Origin of the sequence: Niabella agricola, from assembly GCF_021538615.1 — a bacterium.
Taxonomy (GTDB): domain Bacteria; phylum Bacteroidota; class Bacteroidia; order Chitinophagales; family Chitinophagaceae; genus Niabella; species Niabella agricola.
Window position 1 is genome coordinate 4,674,098 of sequence record NZ_JAJHIZ010000003.1, and the last position, 19,841, is coordinate 4,693,938.

At 50.9% G+C, this 19,841-nt stretch carries 12 protein-coding genes; all 12 read left to right on the top strand.

Translation table 11 applies throughout. The annotated features are described in order from the left end of the window. The first annotated feature begins 16 nt into the window (after positions 1-16). The 12 genes from LL912_RS24715 to LL912_RS24770 all read left to right on the top strand — a co-directional run bounded on the left by LL912_RS24715 (position 17) and on the right by LL912_RS24770 (position 19,800). A complete protein-coding gene (locus LL912_RS24715) occupies positions 17-1,873 on the top strand; it encodes a RagB/SusD family nutrient uptake outer membrane protein (RefSeq protein ID WP_235556307.1) in 1,857 nt (618 codons plus the stop codon). A 16-nt stretch (positions 1,874-1,889) separates the two neighbouring features. Continuing rightward, positions 1,890-3,128, top strand: coding sequence for a glycoside hydrolase family 172 protein (locus LL912_RS24720; RefSeq protein WP_235556308.1), 1,239 nt, complete (start codon positions 1,890-1,892; stop codon positions 3,126-3,128). Between the two features lie 58 nt (positions 3,129-3,186). Continuing rightward, the gene (locus LL912_RS24725) at positions 3,187-6,363 is read left to right on the top strand and encodes a SusC/RagA family TonB-linked outer membrane protein (RefSeq protein ID WP_235556309.1); all 3,177 of its coding nucleotides are present in this window, start codon (positions 3,187-3,189) and stop codon (positions 6,361-6,363) included. 19 nt (positions 6,364-6,382) lie between these two features. Beyond that, on the top strand, positions 6,383-8,125 hold the full coding sequence (locus tag LL912_RS24730) for a RagB/SusD family nutrient uptake outer membrane protein (protein ID WP_235556310.1): 1,743 nt from the start codon (positions 6,383-6,385) through the stop codon (positions 8,123-8,125). Between the two features lie 29 nt (positions 8,126-8,154). Next, a complete protein-coding gene (locus LL912_RS24735; RefSeq protein ID WP_235556311.1) occupies positions 8,155-9,993 on the top strand; it encodes a sodium:solute symporter family transporter in 1,839 nt (612 codons plus the stop codon). 39 nt (positions 9,994-10,032) lie between these two features. Beyond that, the gene (locus tag LL912_RS24740) at positions 10,033-10,845 is read left to right on the top strand and encodes a glutamine amidotransferase (RefSeq protein WP_235556312.1); all 813 of its coding nucleotides are present in this window, start codon (positions 10,033-10,035) and stop codon (positions 10,843-10,845) included. After that, positions 10,842-12,077 (top strand): hypothetical protein, encoded by a 1,236-nt coding sequence (locus LL912_RS24745; protein ID WP_235556313.1) that lies wholly within the window; start codon positions 10,842-10,844, stop codon positions 12,075-12,077. Before LL912_RS24740 ends, LL912_RS24745 begins: the two co-directional genes overlap by 4 nt. A gap of 4 nt (positions 12,078-12,081) precedes the next feature. After that, entirely contained in the window at positions 12,082-14,235 is a 2,154-nt protein-coding gene (locus LL912_RS24750) for a hypothetical protein (RefSeq protein ID WP_235556314.1), read from the top strand. Then, positions 14,232-15,416 carry a glycoside hydrolase family 172 protein gene (locus LL912_RS24755; protein ID WP_235556315.1) on the top strand — a complete coding sequence of 395 codons (1,185 nt, stop codon included), beginning with the start codon at positions 14,232-14,234 and terminating at the stop codon, positions 15,414-15,416. The genes LL912_RS24750 and LL912_RS24755 overlap by 4 nt, the downstream gene beginning before the upstream one ends. A 115-nt stretch (positions 15,417-15,531) precedes the next feature. Further along, the gene (locus tag LL912_RS24760; protein ID WP_235556316.1) at positions 15,532-16,692 is read left to right on the top strand and encodes a glycoside hydrolase family 172 protein; all 1,161 of its coding nucleotides are present in this window, start codon (positions 15,532-15,534) and stop codon (positions 16,690-16,692) included. Between the two features lie 60 nt (positions 16,693-16,752). Then, on the top strand, positions 16,753-18,030 hold the full coding sequence (hisD, locus tag LL912_RS24765; RefSeq protein WP_235556317.1) for a histidinol dehydrogenase: 1,278 nt from the start codon (positions 16,753-16,755) through the stop codon (positions 18,028-18,030). An 81-nt stretch (positions 18,031-18,111) separates the two neighbouring features. Then, positions 18,112-19,800, top strand: a complete 1,689-nt coding sequence (locus LL912_RS24770; protein WP_235556318.1) for a DUF4091 domain-containing protein — start codon at positions 18,112-18,114, stop codon at positions 19,798-19,800. The last annotated feature ends 41 nt before the right edge of the window (positions 19,801-19,841 follow it).

Below are 19,841 nucleotides of genomic sequence, written 5' to 3' on the forward strand. Positions count from 1 at the left end.
GAAAAAAAAATTCATCATGAAAAAGTTGATACAAATAATAGCTGTATTGCTGGTGTTCGCGTCCCTGTCCGGCTGCAAAAAAGGGTACCTGGATAAAACTCCGGATGGCGACCTTACACTGGATCAGATCTTTACCAATTCCGGGTTTACCGAACAGTTCCTTACCAATATTTATTCACAGCTGCCGCAAGAACTGCGTATGGTAGACAACCCGGGTTCTGGATTACCCAATAATCCCTTCAATGGGGCATCCGATGATATGGAGATGAGTTACGAAGGCAATTTCGCCACCAATATGAACCTGGGGAACTGGAACCCCGTGACCTATACCTTGGATTTCTGGTCGAATTGTTATTATGCGATCCGGAAAGCTAATCTGTTCCTGGAGAATATTGATAAACTCGCGCCTTCCGACCTGGCACCGGTTACAAAGATCAACCGCTGGAAAGGCGAGGCGATTTTTTTACGGGCCTTTTATCATTTCCTGCTGATCCGGGTGTATGGCCCGGTACCCATCATTGATCGCACCTATAACCTGAATGAGGATTTTACCACGGTAAAAAGACAGCCCATCGATCAGTGTGTAAATTTTATTGTATCGGAATGTGATAAATCGGCAGGATTGCTGGAGCCCAAGGTTAGTTCCACCAGTGATTACGGACGCCCTTCCAAAGCAGCTGCATTGGCGCTCAAGGCCCGTACATTGTTGTATATGGCCAGCCCGTTGTGGAATGGCAACCCGGATTATGCCAGCTTTAAAGACAAGGAAGGTACGCGCTTGTTTCCCGACTTTGACGGCGGGCGTTGGCAGGTGGCGGCCAACGCTGCAAAACAGTGCATTGATGAAGCAACTGCTGCCGGCTACGGCCTGTACCGTGCCGCGGATAACAACCCGGTAAAAAATTACCAGGAGCTTTTTTATATGAACTTCAACAACGAGGTGTTTTTTACCTGTAATGATCCGGACTATCAGAATATCGACGCCTACAGTGAGCCCAGGGGCATGACGGGTGCCAACTGGCCGTTGCAGTCACCTACACAGGACCTGGTGGATGATTATGAAATGGCCAACGGCATCCGGCCGATCACCGGCTATAATGCAGACATGACGCCCATCATCGATCCACTGTCGGGGTATACCGAAAATGCACAGGCTGCAACGGAAACGGATTATTATTATGCGGGCACCCGTACTATGTATGTGAACCGCGAGCCGCGCTTTTATGCCACCATCAATTTTACCGGGGCAAAATATAAAACAGGGACGCCGCAGCTGCGTAAAACACCCTTGCAATTCTGGAAGCTGGGGCTGGATGGGCGCACAAATGTAAGCACTGATTTTTACAGTAAAACAGGGTACCTGCTGAAAAAACTAACCCACCCGGCATTTGTAATGTCGCCAAAATCAGATCCCAAACGCACCTGGATCTTTTTCCGGCTGGGCGAACAATATCTCAACTACGCGGAGGCATTAAATGAAGCGCAGGGGCCCATTGCCGATGTATACAAATATGTGAATCTGATCCGTGAACGCGCAGGACTGCCGGGCCTTACAGCCGGTCTTTCAAAAGATGCCATGCGGGAAGCCATCCGGCATGAGCGGCGTATAGAACTGGCATTTGAAACCCACCGCTATTTTGATTGCCACCGCTGGAAGATTGCAGAAGTTACAGATAACCGGAATATATACGGCTTAAATGTAAATGGGTTAACCAGCGAAAGTCCTATTGTGCCGTATACGATCGCCAGTGACGCTTTTTATAAACGTACGGTGATTGAGAAACGGATTTTTGATAAAAAACATTACCTGTGGCCGATACAGCAGCGGGATATCGATAAAAATCACAACCTGGTACAGAATCCGTTTTGGTAATGAATAAGCATTTTTTATGAGCATGTATTGTAACGATTTCAGCAACGTAAGTAAGGCATTGTTTAAGGTGGTTTTATTAGGGTGGTTATTGAGCTATAGCGGAACCGTGCAGGCGCAGCAATTATATGAGCTGCCGGCTGCGGGTACGGAATCGCGGTGGATCAGTTTCGAGAACATCCGTGGAGAAAAAGGCAGCGCAGCAACAGAGAACAAAGGTGCGAAAGGCCATTCTTCCGAGTGGATTGCGCCGGGTGCCAGCAAAGTGCTGATGGATTATTCCGGCGCGGGCATTATTCACCGGATCTGGATGACGGTCATCGACCGGAGCCCGGCAGCGTTGCGTTCCATCCGTATTGAAATGTACTGGGACGATGCGGCAAAACCCGCCGTATCTGCACCGCTGGGCGATTTCTTCGGGATCAGTCTTGGTTTGAAAACAACCTTTCAGAGTGCTGCTTTTTCAGATCCGGAAGGACGGTCGTTTAATTGTTATATTCCCATGCCGTTTAAAAAGCATGCGAAGATCGTTTTCATCAACGAGTCGAACGTGAAGCAGTTGCTTTTTTACGACATTAATTTCTCTGCGCTGAAACGGCCGGTGTTGCAAGCCGGGTATTTCCATGCATACTGGAGTACCAACAATGGCTCAAAGCTTGGGGACGATTTTGCAATTCTTCCGCAGATACACGGAAAGGGCCGCTTTCTGGGTACCAATATCGGCATTGTAACAGATAAAGTGTATGGCAGTACCTGGTTTGGCGAAGGGGAAGTAAAAATATACCTGGATGGAGATCAGCAATATCCCACCCTGGCAGGAACGGGTACAGAGGATTATATCGGCTCTGCATGGAACCTGGGACCCTTCTCAAATTTATACCAGGGGGCGCCCATTGTGGATAAGGTAAAGGGCCGCTTTTCATTTTACCGGTATCATATTCCCGACCCGGTTTTTTTTAACAGCAGCTGTAAGGTTACCATCCAGCAAATGGGCGGCGGTGGAAGGGATTCCATACGGGCCATCATTAAAGCAGGCGGGCGTGCCCGCCCGGTGTCGGTAATGACTTCCACGGGGCTGATCAAAATTCTGGAGCAGCGGAATTATCCGGACTTGTTTGATGAACGCTTCCCGAAAGATGAATGGGTGAATTTTTACCGGGTAGACGATTATGCGGCCACAGCTTATTTTTACCTTGACCGACCCGAAAATGAATTGCCGCCGCTGCCGCCGGTAGCCGAACGGATAAGGGGATTGTAAAATTGCTGTTTGGCTACCCGTATCAGAACCTTTAATTATTGAATAAAAATAAATGCGCATGCAATGTAATATTAAACGAATCACTTCCCGGTACCGGATGCTGTTCCTGTGTGCGGGGCTGGTCGCATTTTTTAATGTTGCAGGCCAGGAAAGGGTTGTTTCGCTAAAGGGAGTGGTTACGAATGAAAAGAACGAGCCATTGTCCGGAGCAACCGTTGCTTCAAAGAGCGGCAGGCATTCGGTTGCCACCGGTGCAAACGGCAGTTTTTTCATTGAAGTACAAGGCGGCGCCGATTCATTGGTGGTTTCATACCTGGGGTACCAAACCCGGGTGTTGCCGGCAACGGATGATGTGGCCCGTAACATTCGCCTGGTACCCGATGCGGAAGGCCAGCAATTGAATGATGTAGTGGTGGTGGGATTCGGAACACAGAAGAAAATCAATCTCACGGGCGCGGTGTCGCAGATCAGTGGGAGGGAACTTCAGAACCGTCCCATTGCCAACCTGGGTCAGGCCCTGCAGGGAAAAGTGGCCAACCTCAATGTAACCACCACGGGTGATCCCGGCGGGCCCGGAACCAATGCTTCGTTCAACATCCGTGGCAATACTTCGTTATCCGGCGGCGGACCGCTGTTTGTTGTAGACGGTATTCCGGTGGCGGATATCAATGATATCAATGCGCAGGATATTGAGTCCGTTTCGGTGTTGAAAGATGCGGCTTCTTCCGCAATCTATGGCGCGCGGGCACCTTACGGGGTAATACTGGTAACTACAAAGCGGGGGAAGAAAGGGGAACAGGTGCATGTGGGAATGAATTCCATGGTGGCACAAAGCACCTATACGCGCCTGCCGCGGCTGGCTAATTCCCTGCAATTTGCCTATGCGCTGAATGATGCTTCGGTAAACAGCGGACAGGGGATCCTCTTCTCCGATGAGATCATTAAAAAGATACAGGATAATATCAACCGGCCGGGCACCTGGCCAGTAAGTACGCCGGACCCGGCCAACCCGAACCGGTATACCTATGCCTCTCCGCTGAATACCGATAACGTGGATTGGTACCGGGAGTATTTTAAACCCTGGTCCCTGAGTCATAAACACGACCTGAACATCAGTGGCGGATCGGATAACACAACCTACTATGTTGGTGTGGGGTATTATGATCAGGGCGGGCAATTGCGCTATGCCGATGAAAAATTTAAACGGTATAATATCACGGGTAATATCCGCACCGAGCCTACAAAATGGTTGCGGCTGGGATTGATCACACGGTTCTCCCGCCGGTATACCGATCTGCCCCATCCTTATGCTAATCAGCTGGGGAACTGGATCCATATGGCATCCACCCGCTGGCCCAACTGGGCATTGCGGAACCCGGACGGGCAGTTTAGCACGGCATCAAATGTCGAGTTCCTCACCAGCGGCGGCCGGGATACCCGCTACCTCAATGATCTTTCATTAACGGGTTCTATTGAAGCCGAGCCGGTAAAGAACTGGAAGATCAACCTGGATTATTCGTATAATAACCAGGCCACCCAATACCAGGAGCATAGCGCCTATGTGTACTCCTGGAATGTGGATGGTACGCGGTACAATATCGGCCCTTCGGTAAATTCAGTAGCAGAAGGAGGCGTGGCCGATAATTACAATACGCTCAACCTGTATTCTTCCTGGTTTAAAAATTTAGGGGCACACCATTTTAAGATCCTTGCCGGTACTCAGGTCCAAACATTCAGAGGGTTTGATGTGAGCGGCAGCCGTTCGGATCTGATCACGGATAAGATCCCTGCCATCAGAACTGCAACCGGTATACAAAATGCGTTTGACCTGCTGGGCCAGTATGCAACAGTGGGTACATTCGGACGGCTTAATTATGATTACCGGGAAACCTACATGATTGAATTGAACGGCCGTTATGACGGGTCTTCGAGATTTAGTGAAGGCCACCGCTTTGGATTTTTCCCTTCTGTTTCTGCAGGCTATAATCTTGCCCGTGAAAAATATTGGGGCAATCTTAAGCATGTGATCAACGAATTCAAGATCCGCGCCGGTTATGGTTCGCTGGGTAACCAGAATGTACCCAATTATCAATACCTCGCGCTCATTCCCATTGGTACCAACCTGGGATATATTTTAAACGGCGAGCGCCCGGGTTTTATCAACCCGCCGGGATTGATCAGTCCGGATCTTACCTGGGAAACTTCACGCACACTGGATGTAGGGCTGGATGCAGCGTTCCTTAAGAACCGCCTTACCCTGAATTTCAGCATGTACACCCGTACCACTTTAAATATGCTGGGTCCGGCATCGGTATTGCCGGCTACGTTAGGGGCAGCCGTTCCCTATCAGAATAATGCGGATATGCGCACGCGCGGATTTGACCTCACGCTGGGATGGAAGGACCGGATCGGTGAAGATTTTGCTTATAATATCGGCATACTGCTGTCCGATTACCGATCCCGCATTGTCAACTATTATAACCCCAGTAAGCTGCTGTCCGGTTACTATCCTGGTGCAGTGGTTGGCGATATATGGGGGTATGAAACCGCTGGTATTATTCAAACAGAACAGGACCTGGCCAATATGCCCAATCAGTCGTATCTGTTTGGCCAGTGGAACAAAGGCGATGTGCTGTATACAGATCTGAACGGGGATCATAAGATTGATATCGGCGACAATACGCTGGATAAACATGGGGATCTGAAGGTGATTGGCAACAATACGCCGCGTTATAGTTACAGTGTAAACCTTGGTGCTAGCTGGAAGCAATTGGATCTGTCGCTGTTCCTGCAGGGCGTAGGTAAACGCGATCTCTGGCTGGGCGGTGCACCCGGTAATAATTCCGGAAGTCTTTTCTGGGGCTTTGTTCCCAACTTCGGTAATAATATTTATGCAACCACATTGGATTACTGGACGCCCGAGCGAACCGGTGCTTACTGGCCCAGGCCCTATACCTCTTCTGAAGCAGCCAAGAACCACCAGGTACAAACCCGTTACCTGCAGAACGGTGCTTATATGCGTGTGAAAAATGTACAATTGGGGTATGACTTTTCAAAGCTGCTCCGGCTGAAGGGAATGGCGCGGGTACGGTTGTACTTCAGCGGAGAGAATATTCTTACGTTTTCGCGTATCAACAAAAATTATGACCCGGAAGTGGTGAACGGCGGATGGGGAACGGGGAAGATTTACCCGTTACTAAAGACGTATTCTCTGGGGGCAAATATCAATTTTTAACTTCTAAAACACAGGAATCATGAATGTGTACAGGCGTTTTTATTACGGGGTTGTTGCCGGCATACTGCTGTGGAGTTCCTGCAGTAAGATACTGGACAAACCGCCGCTGGACCAGATACCGGATACCGAACTGAGTTTTACGGCCACTGAAATGAAATTGTATTCGAACCAGTTTTACCCGGCATTTCCGGGATGGTTTCCCAACGCCTATACCGGTGGTATTTTCTGGCTGGATAATGCATCTGATAACCTGGTACATGGCAATTACAATTACAGTGCGCAGTTGTCTGGTACCGGTACCGTGCCTCCGTCGGGTGGAGGCTGGGATTGGGGAAATATCCGTGCAGTCAATTATTTTCTGGCCAACTATCACAAGTCGGCCGACGATCCGGCGCAAACCAATACCTATGTGGGGGAAATGTATTTCTGGCGGGCATGGTTTTATTTTAGTATGCTGAAGCAGTTCGGAGATCTTCCCTGGTACAACCAACCATTGACCACGGCCGATATGGAAGCCCTGCAGGCGCCCCGGTTAAAGCGGAATATCATTGCAGACTCCATTTTGAAAGATCTCGATAAAGCAGTACAATTGCTGGCGGCACCCGGAAAAGCAGAACCCCTACGGATCAATCGCGGCGCGGCACTGGCCTTTCAATCGCGGGTAGCCCTCTATGAAGGAGCGTGGGAAAAATATCACGCTGGCACCAGCTTTGGTGTAAGCGGAGCCGACTATAACAAATATTTCAGGAAGGCCGCAGACGCCGCATTAACGCTGATGATTGCAGGCTATTACAGCATCACTTCCATTACCGATGATCCGCAGTTTGGGTACTGGCGTCTCTTTAATCAGAAGGATCTTTCTAATAACACGGAAATGATCCTGTGGAAGAAATTTGACAAGGCGCTTGGTCTTACGCATTTCGGACAGAACATGATGGCTTATGGCGGGGGAAATACGGGATTATCAAAACCGCTGGTAGATGCATATTTATGTACGGATGGCAAACCCATATCCATCAGCACCCGCTACCAGGGCGATCAAACCATCGGGCAGCAGGTGCGCCAGCGGGATCCGAGGCTGGCACAAACGATATTGCTGCCCGGATATCCCCGGATTATTGCTAACGGAGATACAACAGGAAGATTCCTACTCCCGGATATCAACCTGTTGGGCGACGGGCGCTGTACCACCGGTTTTGAGATCTTTAAAGGGATTGCACCGGATGATGCGGATGGTACCGGAAGCGTTACGGCCAGTATTATATTCCGGTATGCAGAAGTGTTGCTGAATTACGCAGAGGCTAAGGCAGAACTGGGCGAAGGTAGCCAGGAGGTACTGGACAAAACCATTAATGTATTAAGAGACCGCGTACAGCTTCCGCATTTAACCGTAGGTGTAGGCTTTACAGATCCTCAATGGGAATTTACCAACATTACGCCCCTGCTGAATGAAATAAGGCGCGAGCGAAGGGTAGAGCTGGCGTTGGAAGGATACCGCTTTGATGACCTGATGCGCTGGAGTGCGGCACACCTCATCAAACGCCCCTTGTACGGTGCCAGATACCAGCAGTTTGCAGGCAAGCCGTTTGATCCGCCTTTAAACAATATTCCGGTTGCTGATAATGGATATATATTTCCGTTAAAGAATACCCCGGCTGCTAATGGCTGGCAGTTCAATCCCAACCGCGATTACCTGCAGCCATTACCTTCCAATGAGCTGGTGCTGAATAAAAACCTGAAACAAAACCCCGGTTGGCAATAATGTATCTTTCCTGTAATAAAGTATATAAAATGAGGATTTGGAATCACCTGGATATTTGGATTGTGATCGGGTACCTGCTGTTAATGCTCGGAATCGGTTTCTGGCACCGGCGCTTTGCCAATAAGAGTATGGATAATTTTTTCCTGGGTGGACGAAAGATCCCGGGATGGCTGAATGGCGTTTCCTATACGGCAGCACTGGTGAGCCCGGATGCCGCCACCGGTTACGGCGGTTTGGCTGTGGCTACCGGGGGCTTTATCTGCTGGTGGTACTTAAGCCGTTTTGGGCTGGCATTGTTCCTGGGCGGCGTGCTCTTTGCCTTTTTCTGGAGGCGGCTCAACCTGTTTACATCGCTTGAGTTCTATGATCTGCGGTTCCCCAAAAGGGCTGCCGGTATCATGCGGTTATGGATTGCCCTGCGTACCTCCCTCATTGCAATGCCCGCCTGGACCGGCATTACGTTGCTGGCTGCTTATAAAATAATGGGACCGGCCTTTGATCTTACAAAGTTTGAAACACTTTGCCTGGTGGTGCCTGTATCCCTGCTGTTTGTATTTTCATCCGGGTACAAAGGCGTGGTGATCTCCAATTTTATCCAGATGCTGATCTTCCTGGCGGGTACCCTGCTGCTGTTGTTCCTGACCCTGCAACATTTTGGCGGAGCAACCGCCATGGTGCAGACGATCCAACATGCTTTCGGTCCGAAGAGTGCAGAAATCTTGGGAAGCATACCGCCTGAAAAGCAGGAAGTGTTTCCGCTGGCCGCAGCTTTTGGCTGGCTCATCGGGCAGAGCATCGGCTACGGCGGGGATGCTGCACCGATGGGCGGTGCCATGGAAGGGCAACGCATTCTTTCTACGCGTACACCATCAGAAGCACTGACGATGTATGTAGTGGCGGCCATCTCCATGTTTGTATTGTTACTGCTGGTAACCCTACCCAGTATCAGCGCCGCCGTGTTGTGGCCGGAGCTGCGGCAAACGGGGGCCGACAGGGAGCTGGTATACGGCAGGCTTATGAAGATGTTGTTGCCATCCGGTGCTATGGGGCTAATGGTGGCGGCGATGCTGGCGGCAACGATGTCAACCGTGGGGGACAACCTCAACTTCGGCAGCCAGATACTGGTAAGTGATATCTACCGCCGCTGGTTTGTTCCCCGGCGTTCTGAAAAGCATTACCTGTTTATTGGCAAGATCTCCATGCTGGTTATACTTGCCGTTTCCATTGCGGTTGTGTACAACGTACGCATCATTACGGATGTGGCCATTTTTATGCTGTCTTTAAGTGCGGCTGAACTGCCGGCCAACTGGGCGCAATGGTGGTGGTGGCGGTTTAACGGCCCGGCAAGGATTGCTGCATCCTTCGGAGGTGCGACCATATTCTGTATCGTAGTACTGGGCCCGCGCTTGCTGATGTACCTGGGAGTGGGCGGCGCAGAACGCCTGGTGGTTGCCTGGTACTGGCAAACCCTGCTGGTAATGGGGCTTACCACACTGCTCTGGATCGTTGTGGCATTACTTACCAGGCCCGATCCGCAGCCTCTGTTACAGGATTTTTATAAGCGCGCACGGCCACTGGGTTTTTGGAAACCCTTCCGGAATAACGCGGAACCCGGTGTGTACAGGCCGCTGCGTCCCATTCTGAAGGGGATCTTTATTGCCATCATTGGAACGGTATCTGTTTCATTATTCATACTCGGCCTTACCCATGCCTGGTTTGCGCGGTATGGTATCGGTTTGCTTACACTGCTGGTAGCCATAGTGCTTTTTATCGTCTTTCGCAAAATGGCTTCCCGCTACCTCACCGAACTGGAAATAAGTACGGGTGATCGTAAAACCGATACGGTCCATTATCACGAACAATCTTAAAACGATCCATATCGGATTCATAAAACATATATAAAAGTTATGAGAGCAAAACAAGTAGTACGAACAAAAGAAGAGCATGTGCTGTATCTGGGAGACTGGGTCTTTCATGTGGGGCCCACATTTATTGAAACACCTTTTGGTACGGAGACAAAAGACGCCGATCTGCATTTTTACGGAGAACGGCTGACCGAGGCGCTGGAACAACAGGCCGATGTAACACCGTTGTCCAACTGGGAACTGTACCGGTTGGAACCGGGCAAGCTGGAGGAATACCTGCAACAATCCGAAGCGCTGATCATCAGTGATGTGGAGGCAAAATGCTTTCACCTGTATCCCAGTTTTTTTGACAGGGCACGCCGCGAGCAGAAGATCGTTACGTTCCCGGACCGTATAGAGGCCATTAAAGAATGGATCCACAGGGGTGGGGGCATGATGATGCTGGGTGGATGGTTGTCATTCAGCGGTGTGCAAAGCCGGTCGGGTTGGGGCCGGAGCACGCTGCAGGAGGCGCTTCCGGTGAATTGCCTGCTGATCGAAGACCTGGTAGAGTCATCGGCCGGGTTCACTGCAGAGGTGGTGAAACCCGATCATCCGGTTGTAAAGGAACTGGCATGGGATACGTTTCCGCCGATATTTGGTTATAATGAAGTGACCGTTAAAAACGAAGACGACGTGATCGTTCGCGTAAAAGAAACCGGGCATCCATTGGTAGTAGCCGGCGCATACGGTCAGGGCCGCGTGTTTACCTATATGTCGGATCCGGCACCGCATTGGGGCATCAATTTTGAGTTGTGGGAAAGCTACAACGACTTCTGGCTGCAGGCCTACAACTGGATAAAAGGAACGCTATGAGTCAGTCTGAACTATATGCGGGCGCCGCAGTAACCGATATTACACCACCGCTGGAAGTAGGGTTGCTTACTTCATCTGTAAAGGCGGAATATGCTTCCTTTGAATCGATACATACACCATTGAAAGCACGCGTGCTGGTCTTGCAATCCGGAAGAGAAAAACTGGCGGTGGTAGCACTGGATCTGTTGTCGCTTACCGATACTTCGGTTGGGGGATGGGAACACTTTAAAGCGGAAATGGCAGATGTGGTTCCGGCTGCAAATATTGTGATCTGTTGTACCCACACTCACAGTGCACCGGAGTCGGGCGGGCTTACTGGGCTTTACCAAACACCTGCCTTTATTGCATGGTTAAAAAAAATGCAGCAGGATATCCGGGCTGCGATCCGTACAGCGGCGGCCCGGCTTCAGCCTTGTACGCTATCGGTGGCAACGGCCATACTGGAAGGGTATTCGTTGCAACGGCGGATCCGTTTGCCCGAAGGTATGGTGATCTCCGACTCGCTGCAGCCCGTATCTGAAGCACTGATGAACGGGGAACCGGTAGACCGGCGGGTGAAGACGGTCCGCCTCACTGGTAAAGACGGGCAGGGCATCGCAACGGTGGTGCAGGCGGTTTGCCACCCGGTACACGAGATGTGCATCCCTGCGGTGTCTGCCGATTTCCCGGGAGAACTGTGTACGGTATTAGAACAATCGGAACAGAATGGTACGGCATTGTTCCTGAACGGAGCCGCTGGTGATATCAATCCGCCTACGGTATCCATGGGGGCCGCTTATGCAAAAGCACACGGCGAAGCAATGGCGGAACGGGTAGCAACGCAGAAGCCGTTGCCAATAGCGGATACTGCATTTTCTTTTCAACGCAGCACGATCCCTTTTACGGTCAGGGACGGATCCGGTATCACGAATCCGCTGGATGCCCTGGCGCGGATCAGCCTGCTGCATTTTAGCTCCCTGGCCGTTCTGTTCCTGCCAGGTGAGATCTTTGTGGAGACAGCCCTGGAGATTGAGCAGGCGTCACCTTTTGAACATACCATCATTGCGGGGTTTTCTGAAAATAATGTCGGGTACGTACCAACACCCCGTGCATTTGAAGAAGGCGGTTATGAAACCGGTCCCGGTAAATGGTCCTTTCTTGAAAAAGGTGCCGCCGGGCGGATAAAAGCGGCGGCAATCGATCTGCTGCAGCAACAATTTTATAAACGGAATACGCACCTGATAAAATCATAAGCATATGTTTTGGCGATATAAAATAGCAGGCCTTCTGCTTGTATGGTGTATCACTGTTACAGCAACGGCCCAGTCTTTGAAAAAGAGCATTTCCTATTACGGAGGCGATAAAAATGATCTGTACCTGCTGCTGAAAACACAGGGCTATACAATAAAACGTTATAACAGCCCGGAAGCGGCCATACAGGCGGCTCCTGTGGGCTCAGGTGTTTTTATCACGGCAGCGCAATACCCGGTGCCGGATCCAAAGAACCGCATCAGCGAAGGACTGGTACAAACCGCTGCTTCCCGCAGGTTGCGGTTATATGTGGAATATCCTTCGGCTTATCCCGGACTGGATATTCCATCGCAACCACTGGAAACGCATTTGGAGCGGGGTGTGGTTACTACCGATCTGTTTGGTGCCCGGCTGCCACAACTGGCATTGCTGGGCATTCATAACTGTTATGTATGGCCGGTTAGTGCCGCTGATCCGTTGGTGGCGCTGGCCAAAGTTGTTGGCGTGGATAAAGCGGAATTGGGGCTGGACAGTACCAAGACCTATCCGTTATTATTCCGGAAGAATGGTGTGCTCATCAGCACCACTGCCCTGAGTAATTTTAAAACAGGCCGCTATGGTCCGGTACAACCGGTTAAAACGCTGTTGTCGTACATCATAAAGGAGCTTACAGGTAGCGCTGAAGTTGCCATTAACAACTGGCCCCAGGATGTGCGGCCCATGTACGGCAGGAACGCACCCCTGCCCGCGAATGCCCTGCGAAACAGTGTACAAAAAGGAGTGGAATGGTTTGCGAATGGCCGGTTCTATGTACATCCCAGCTGGAAGGCAGACTGGATGAAATATGGTGGTGTGGACGGACTGAAACCGGTAGGCCCCCCGGTACCGCAGGACAAGCCCAATGGCGACGGATCGCTGGGGATCATTGAAGGGCATACCTCCACCATCTATTACGACGGCAGTCAGCAATACCGTTACTGGATGCGTGCCGATGTACAGGGAGAAGCCAGCATGGCACTGGCTGCTGCCGGCCAGCTGCTGAACAATGCGGAGTATAAAGCAAGAGCAGCAAATATCATTGACTTCCTTTTTAAAACCTCCAACCTGCGGGCCGGGCCCAAAAACGATCCGGGTAGTCCGGCTTACGGATTGATCGGCTGGGCAACCACTAATGCCGGTACTTTTTATGGAGATGATAATGCCCGTGCGATACTCGGGGCGTTGGGCGCCGCGGGATATCTGAAAACGGATCAATGGGATAAGGAACTGGCGGAAGCCATCATGGCCAACTTCAGAACCACCGGCAAACAGGGGTTCCGGGGCGAACGGCTGGAGGAAAATGATATCATCAAAAACGGATGGCCCTATTATTATAACCGCAATCTGGAACATCCCTCACCCCATTTTGAGTCCTGGATGTGGGCGCTTTATTTATGGCTCTATGATAAAACACACTATGCGCCATTGCTGGAGCGTACAAAGGAAGCCATCGCCATTACGATGAAAGATTACCCGGATAAATGGAAATGGGGCAGCAGCCTGCAAACCCAGCGCGCCCGGCTCATTCTGCCGCTGGCCTGGCTGGTGCGGGTGGAAGATACACCGCTGCACCGGCGCTGGCTGGATGAAATGGTTCATGAGATGCTGAAATACCAGGATGAAAGTGGTGCCATCCGGGAGGAGCTGGGAAAAGGAAAGGGTATGTTCCGGGAACTGAAGTCAAACAGCGACTACGGCTCGGATGAGGGGTCGCTGATTTCACAGAACGGGCAAAAAATATCCTGCATGCTGTACACAAATAATTTCGCGGTGTTCAGTCTGCATGAGGCGGCATTGGCCACCGGCAATAAGAGGTATATACAGGCGGTAAAAAAGTTGTCTGATTTTTTAACCCGTATACAGGTACAAAGCAGCAAACACAAGGATCTGGATGGGGCCTGGTTCCGCGCTTTCGACTACGGCAAGTGGGAATACTGGGCCTCCAATTCCGATGCGGGATGGGGCGCCTGGTGTACGCTTACGGGCTGGATCCAAAGCTGGATCGTGACCACACAGGCTGAGATCCTGCAGCAGCAAAGCTTCTGGGATGTTACAAAGAATTCCGGCATGCGTACCACCGGTGCGGCCGTTATTGATCAGATGATGAAAAAAACTGAATGATGAAAAAAATTGCAATTGTATTATTAATGGGGATATGGATGGCCGGCACTGTTTGCGGCCAAACAACGGCCAATGACCTGGCCGCGCTTTCGATGATGCAGGACGGCGTGATCTCAAAGCGGGTAAGCAGCCATGATACGGCCGGCGCCGGTAATGATTTTATACGGATCGCTGATAAAGAAACAAGAACCATCTTTGATGTAAAGGGAGCCGGTATGATCAATCATATCTGGATCACGATGGCGCCGGGGCCGGAAGCCCTGAGCCGTAATGATGTGATCCTGAAAATGTACTGGGACGGAAATACATCGCCTTCGGTGATGGCGCCCATCGGGCCTTTCTTCGGACAGGGATGGAATGAATCGTATACCTATAGCTCGCTGCCCTTATCGGCCAGCCCGGTAAACGGCAAGGGAATGGTCTGTTATTTTTCGATGCCTTTTGCAAAAGGGGCCCGCATTGAGATCGAGAACCAGGCCGGCAAGGAGATCAGTCATTTTTACTATTATGTAGATTATGTGGAAATGGACCGGTTGCCTGCAAAAGCCGGGCGGTTTCATGCCTGGTACAATAAGCAGCTGACCGAAACCTCGAAAACCGAAGGTGAAAACGAATGGGCCATTTTTGGAAAGCCGGGAAACAATACGACCGGTAAAGACAATTACCTGATCGCCGATATCAAAGGCAAAGGGCATTTTGTGGGGGTGAATTATTATGTGCATGCGCCCACACCGATGTGGTACGGCGAAGGGAACGACCGCATCGAGATCGATGGGGCAAAGGGTACAGTGCTTAAAGGCACGGGAACGGAAGACTATTTTAATACCGCCTGGTGTCCGAAATCCATTTATGAACATCCGTATTACGGGTATGCAAGGGTGAATAATGATATTGGCTGGATGGGCCGGACGCACCTGTACCGGTTCAATATCACTGATCCTTTCTATTTTAATACGTCCTTCCGTTTTTCGATCGAACACGGGCATAACAATGTATTGACGTTGGATCTGGCCAGCGTGGCTTACTGGTATCAGCCGGAGGCGCATGCGGTTCCTGCCATTCCTTCAAAAGAGGCCCGGCAGCCGATGCCGATGATCGATATTGGTGACATTCACCGCTGGCGCAACGAGTGGCGCAAAAGCAAGGGTAATGATCCGAAATTATGGGGGAATGAGCGTTGATGTTTGGTCCGGGTCTACATTGTATGGCATTATTGGGAAGCGTACGCTGTGTCGCACCTGTCCCACTTGTCACTGATAACAATCATCATCGCTCTAGTTGAATTAAAAAAGGCTCATGAAAAAAAATCTCATCCTGCTCATCCTGCTGGCCGGTGCGCTGCAATTGGCCGCACAGGACCTGATGGGCCTGACCGCCATAAAGCAGGGCGTAAAAACGAAGCGGGTCAGCAGTTACGACCGGTCTGGAGATAATCATGATAACCTGAAGGATATAAAGCCCGGGGAAAAACGGACGATCTTTAATGTGGAAGGCGCTGGGATCATTGATCATATCTGGATGACGCTTTCGCCGGAGCCAAATGTGCTCAGCCGGAATGATGTGCTCCTCCGGATGTACTGGGATGGTAATACATATCCGTCTGTGGAAGCGCCGGTTGGGCCATTCTTCGGGCAGGGGTGGAACGAAGCGTACCTGTTTACATCGGCAGCGCTGGCCGCTACACCTACGAATGGAAACGGGCTGGTAAGTTATTTTGCCATGCCCTTTGCAAAGGGCGCCCGTATCGAAATTGAAAACCAGACCGGCCGCAATATCAGTGCCCTGTATTTTTACATCGATTACCAGGAAATGAAAGCCTTACCTCCGCAAACGGGCCGGTTTCATGCCTGGTATAATAAGCAGCTGACCGTGCCGGTGGATAGCGTGGAAAATGAACACTGGATGTTTGGTGGCAACCCGCCTAATAAAAACGGTGAGGAAAATTATATGATTGCGGATATAAAAGGCAGGGGGCATTTTGTGGGCGTTAATTATTATGTGCAGGCGCCCACGCCTTACTGGTACGGTGAGGGCGATGATATGTGGTTTATAGACGGCGATACCTTGCCAACGATGAATGGTACCGGTACTGAAGATTATTTTAATACTTCGTGGGGAGCACCGAAAGCGCCCTATTCCTCGCCTTATTTTGGCTATGCAAAAGTGAATGAGGATATCGGGTTCCTGGGCCGCACCCATATCTACCGGTTTCATATCGCCGACCCGGTTTACTTCGACCAGTCGTTGCGGTTTTCCATCGAGCATGGGAGCAATAATGTGCTAACGCTGGACCTGGCCAGTGTGGCTTACTGGTACCAGGATGTGGCCGCCCGTATACCGCCCATACCGGATGCGGCAGCACGCCGGCCGATGCCGCTGATCGGTCCTGTTGATATCCACCGCTGGCGGAATGAATGGCGGAAAAGCAAGGGGAATGATACCCGCCTATGGCGGTAAACGAGTGCCGATTTTAATAATAACAGGATTAAATCAAAGAACTAAAAAAGGAAAACAATTATGGCGCGTTTTATCAAACAGGGGAAGGCTGTAACCGAATTGCAGCAGGAGCATTCGAACGTAAAAGGAACCGTGGAAGCGATGATCCGGAGTATTGAATCCGGTGGGGATGAGGCCGTACGTGCGTATGCGGAGCGGCTGGATCAATGGACACCGGCATCCTTCCGGCTTTCAGCTGACCAGATACAAGCCATTGTAGACCGCACACCGCAGCAGGTAAAGGACGATATCCTTTTTGCGCAGCAGCAGATCCGTTTTTTTGCAATGCAGCAGCGCAATACGTTGCTGGACCTGGAAGTGGAAACGCTTCCGGGTGTATTTTTAGGACATAAGAACATTCCCGTGAACAGTGTGGGATGTTATGTTCCGGGTGGCCGGTATCCGATGGTGGCCTCGGCACATATGAGTGTGCTGACCGCCAAAGTAGCGGGTGTACAAAGGGTGATTGCCTGCACGCCACCCATACTGGGAAAGATACCGGAGGCTACGGTTTGTGCCATGCATTTTGCCGGCGCAGATGAGATTTATATACTGGGAGGAGTACAGGCACTTTGTGCGATGGCCATTGGTACGGATTCCATCCCGGGTGTGGACATGATCGTTGGGCCGGGCAATGCCTATGTGGCAGAGGCTAAGCGGCAACTTTTCGGAAGGGTAGGGATCGATCTGCTGGCGGGTCCAACGGAAGTGCTGGTGATTGCGGATGAAACAGCGGATGCCGAGATGGTTGCCTGCGACCTGCTGGGACAGGCAGAGCATGGTCCTACTTCCCCGGCGGCGCTGATCACTACCTCCGAAAGCCTGGCACAGGAAACCCTCGTTGAAATAGAACGCCAACTGAAAACCTTGTCCACAGCAGATCTTGCGGGAGCGGCCTGGAGGGACTACGGATCGGTGATCATAGTGAGCGATATCGCGGAGGCGGTTGCGGAAGCAGACAAGCTGGCCTATGAACATGTAGAGGTGCTTACGGCCGATCCTTCTTATTTCCTGGAACACATGACTAATTATGGTGCCCTGTTCCTGGGTCCCGAAACCAATGTGGCGTATGGCGACAAGGTCATCGGCACCAATCATACCCTGCCTACCATGAAGGCAGCACGCTATACCGGCGGACTGTGGGTAGGTAAATTTATAAAAACCTGTACCTATCAGCGTTGCACCCCGGAGGCCAGCGCCAAAATAGGTATGTATGCCGAACGTCTTTGTGAACTGGAAGGTTTTGCCGGGCATAAACGGCAGGCCAACCTGCGGGTAAAGCGCTATTACCAAAAATGATGGTTAATTAAAATAAAATTTCGCAACTTTGAAGGAGTGCTTAAACGATAAAGTAAGGCACTTTCCTTTAAACAGAAAATCATGAACAGACTTGCACAACGATTGTTGATTCTTTTTGCCGGTGCTTTGTTGAGCACCGCCGGCGGAGCCCGAACATCGAACCCGCCTATGAGTATTTGGCTGACCACTTCACTGCAACGGGTATTTCCGCAATCACCTGCTCAAACCACTACCCAACTGGAGTTGCTGGCCGCCCGGAACAGCCGTGTTTCATTCCAGGTTGCTTTCCGCAGCAACATGAAAGATCAAACGCATATATCCTGTAACATGGAGGGCGCGGAAGCGGTGCATCCGCAGGTACGTTTTGTAGGACTGGTGCCGATGCACCATTTTAATACGGATGTCAGCGCAGAGGAGCTGGATGGAAGGGGATACCTGCCCGGCTGGCTGCCCGATCCGCTGTACCCGGTAACCAAAACCGAAGCCAATCCTTTTGAAAGCCGTTCGTTCTGGATCACGCTGCAGATCCCGGCTGCGCTGTCGCCCGGGATACACCGTTACAAAGTACGGATGCGCTGGCAGGAAGGGAAGGAAGAAAAGGATACGGCATTAACGGTTAACCTAAACGTAAGTACGTTGACCCTGCAACCCCGGAAAAACTTCTACGTCACCCACTGGTGGCGGGGTGAGGCCATTGCCCTCCAGTACAAAACAAAAATGTTTGACGAACGGTGGTGGAAGCTGACGCGGGCCTGCATGAAAAACCTGATCGAGCATGGCAATGATGTGGCATTTATCCAGAACTTCTTCGAGCTGCGGGCGGTGTTCAAAGAACCTTGTCAGATGCTGATCGTAAATGAACCAAGTCCCGGAAAATATGAATTTGACTGGTCGCGGATCAAACGCTTTGTAGACCTGTGCCGGGAGCTGGGCTATAAAAAATTTGAATGGGCACATCTCTGGCTGTACTGGGGTGTGCAGGACGCCATGCATGTGTATAAAAAAGAAGGTGATGCGTATAAATTGTTATGGGCAGAAAATCTTTCGGGCACATCCGATACCTATATCAATTTTTTAAAACAATGTCTGCCGGAACTGCATCGCTTCCTCATAAAGGAAAAGCTGCTGGAGGATTCGTATTTTCATCTCTCGGATGAGCCCTGGTCCGAGCACGTGGAAAACTATAAAAAAGCACGCGATATACTTCGCCGGCTGGCTCCCTGGATGAAAGTAATGGATGCCTTAAGCGATGTGCGGTATGGCCGGGAGCACCTTACTGATATCCCGGTGCCGATTATTAGCTCAGATGAAGCATACCGGAAGGAAAACATTCCGCACTGGGTTTATTTCTGCACGGGTCCGCGTAATAAATGGCTCAACCGTTTATATGATACGCCGCTGCCCAAATTACGGATGAGCGGGTGGCTGTTTTATAAGCTGAAAGCCCAGGGCTTCCTGCATTGGGGATATAATTTCTGGTATAAGCTGGACAAAGAGGAAGCAGGAGACCCCTTTACCGAAGGTGCTGCTTATGCCTATCCGGGCATCGCGTCCGGTGATCCGTTTACGGTATATCCCGGTCCGGACGGGCCCTATGACTCAGTCCGGTGGGAGGTCTTTTCAGAATCGTTGCAGGACTATGCTGTTTTACAATCAGCGGGCATACAGCCGGAAGACGCCCTGTTGTCGCCGCTGCATACCTATGAAGATTTTCCCAGGAGCGAGCAATGGATCCGGGAAACCCTGAAAAAAGTTTTAGTCAAAAATTAAATGGATTCACAGGCGCCGGTGTGTAACCGGTTCCATAAAAC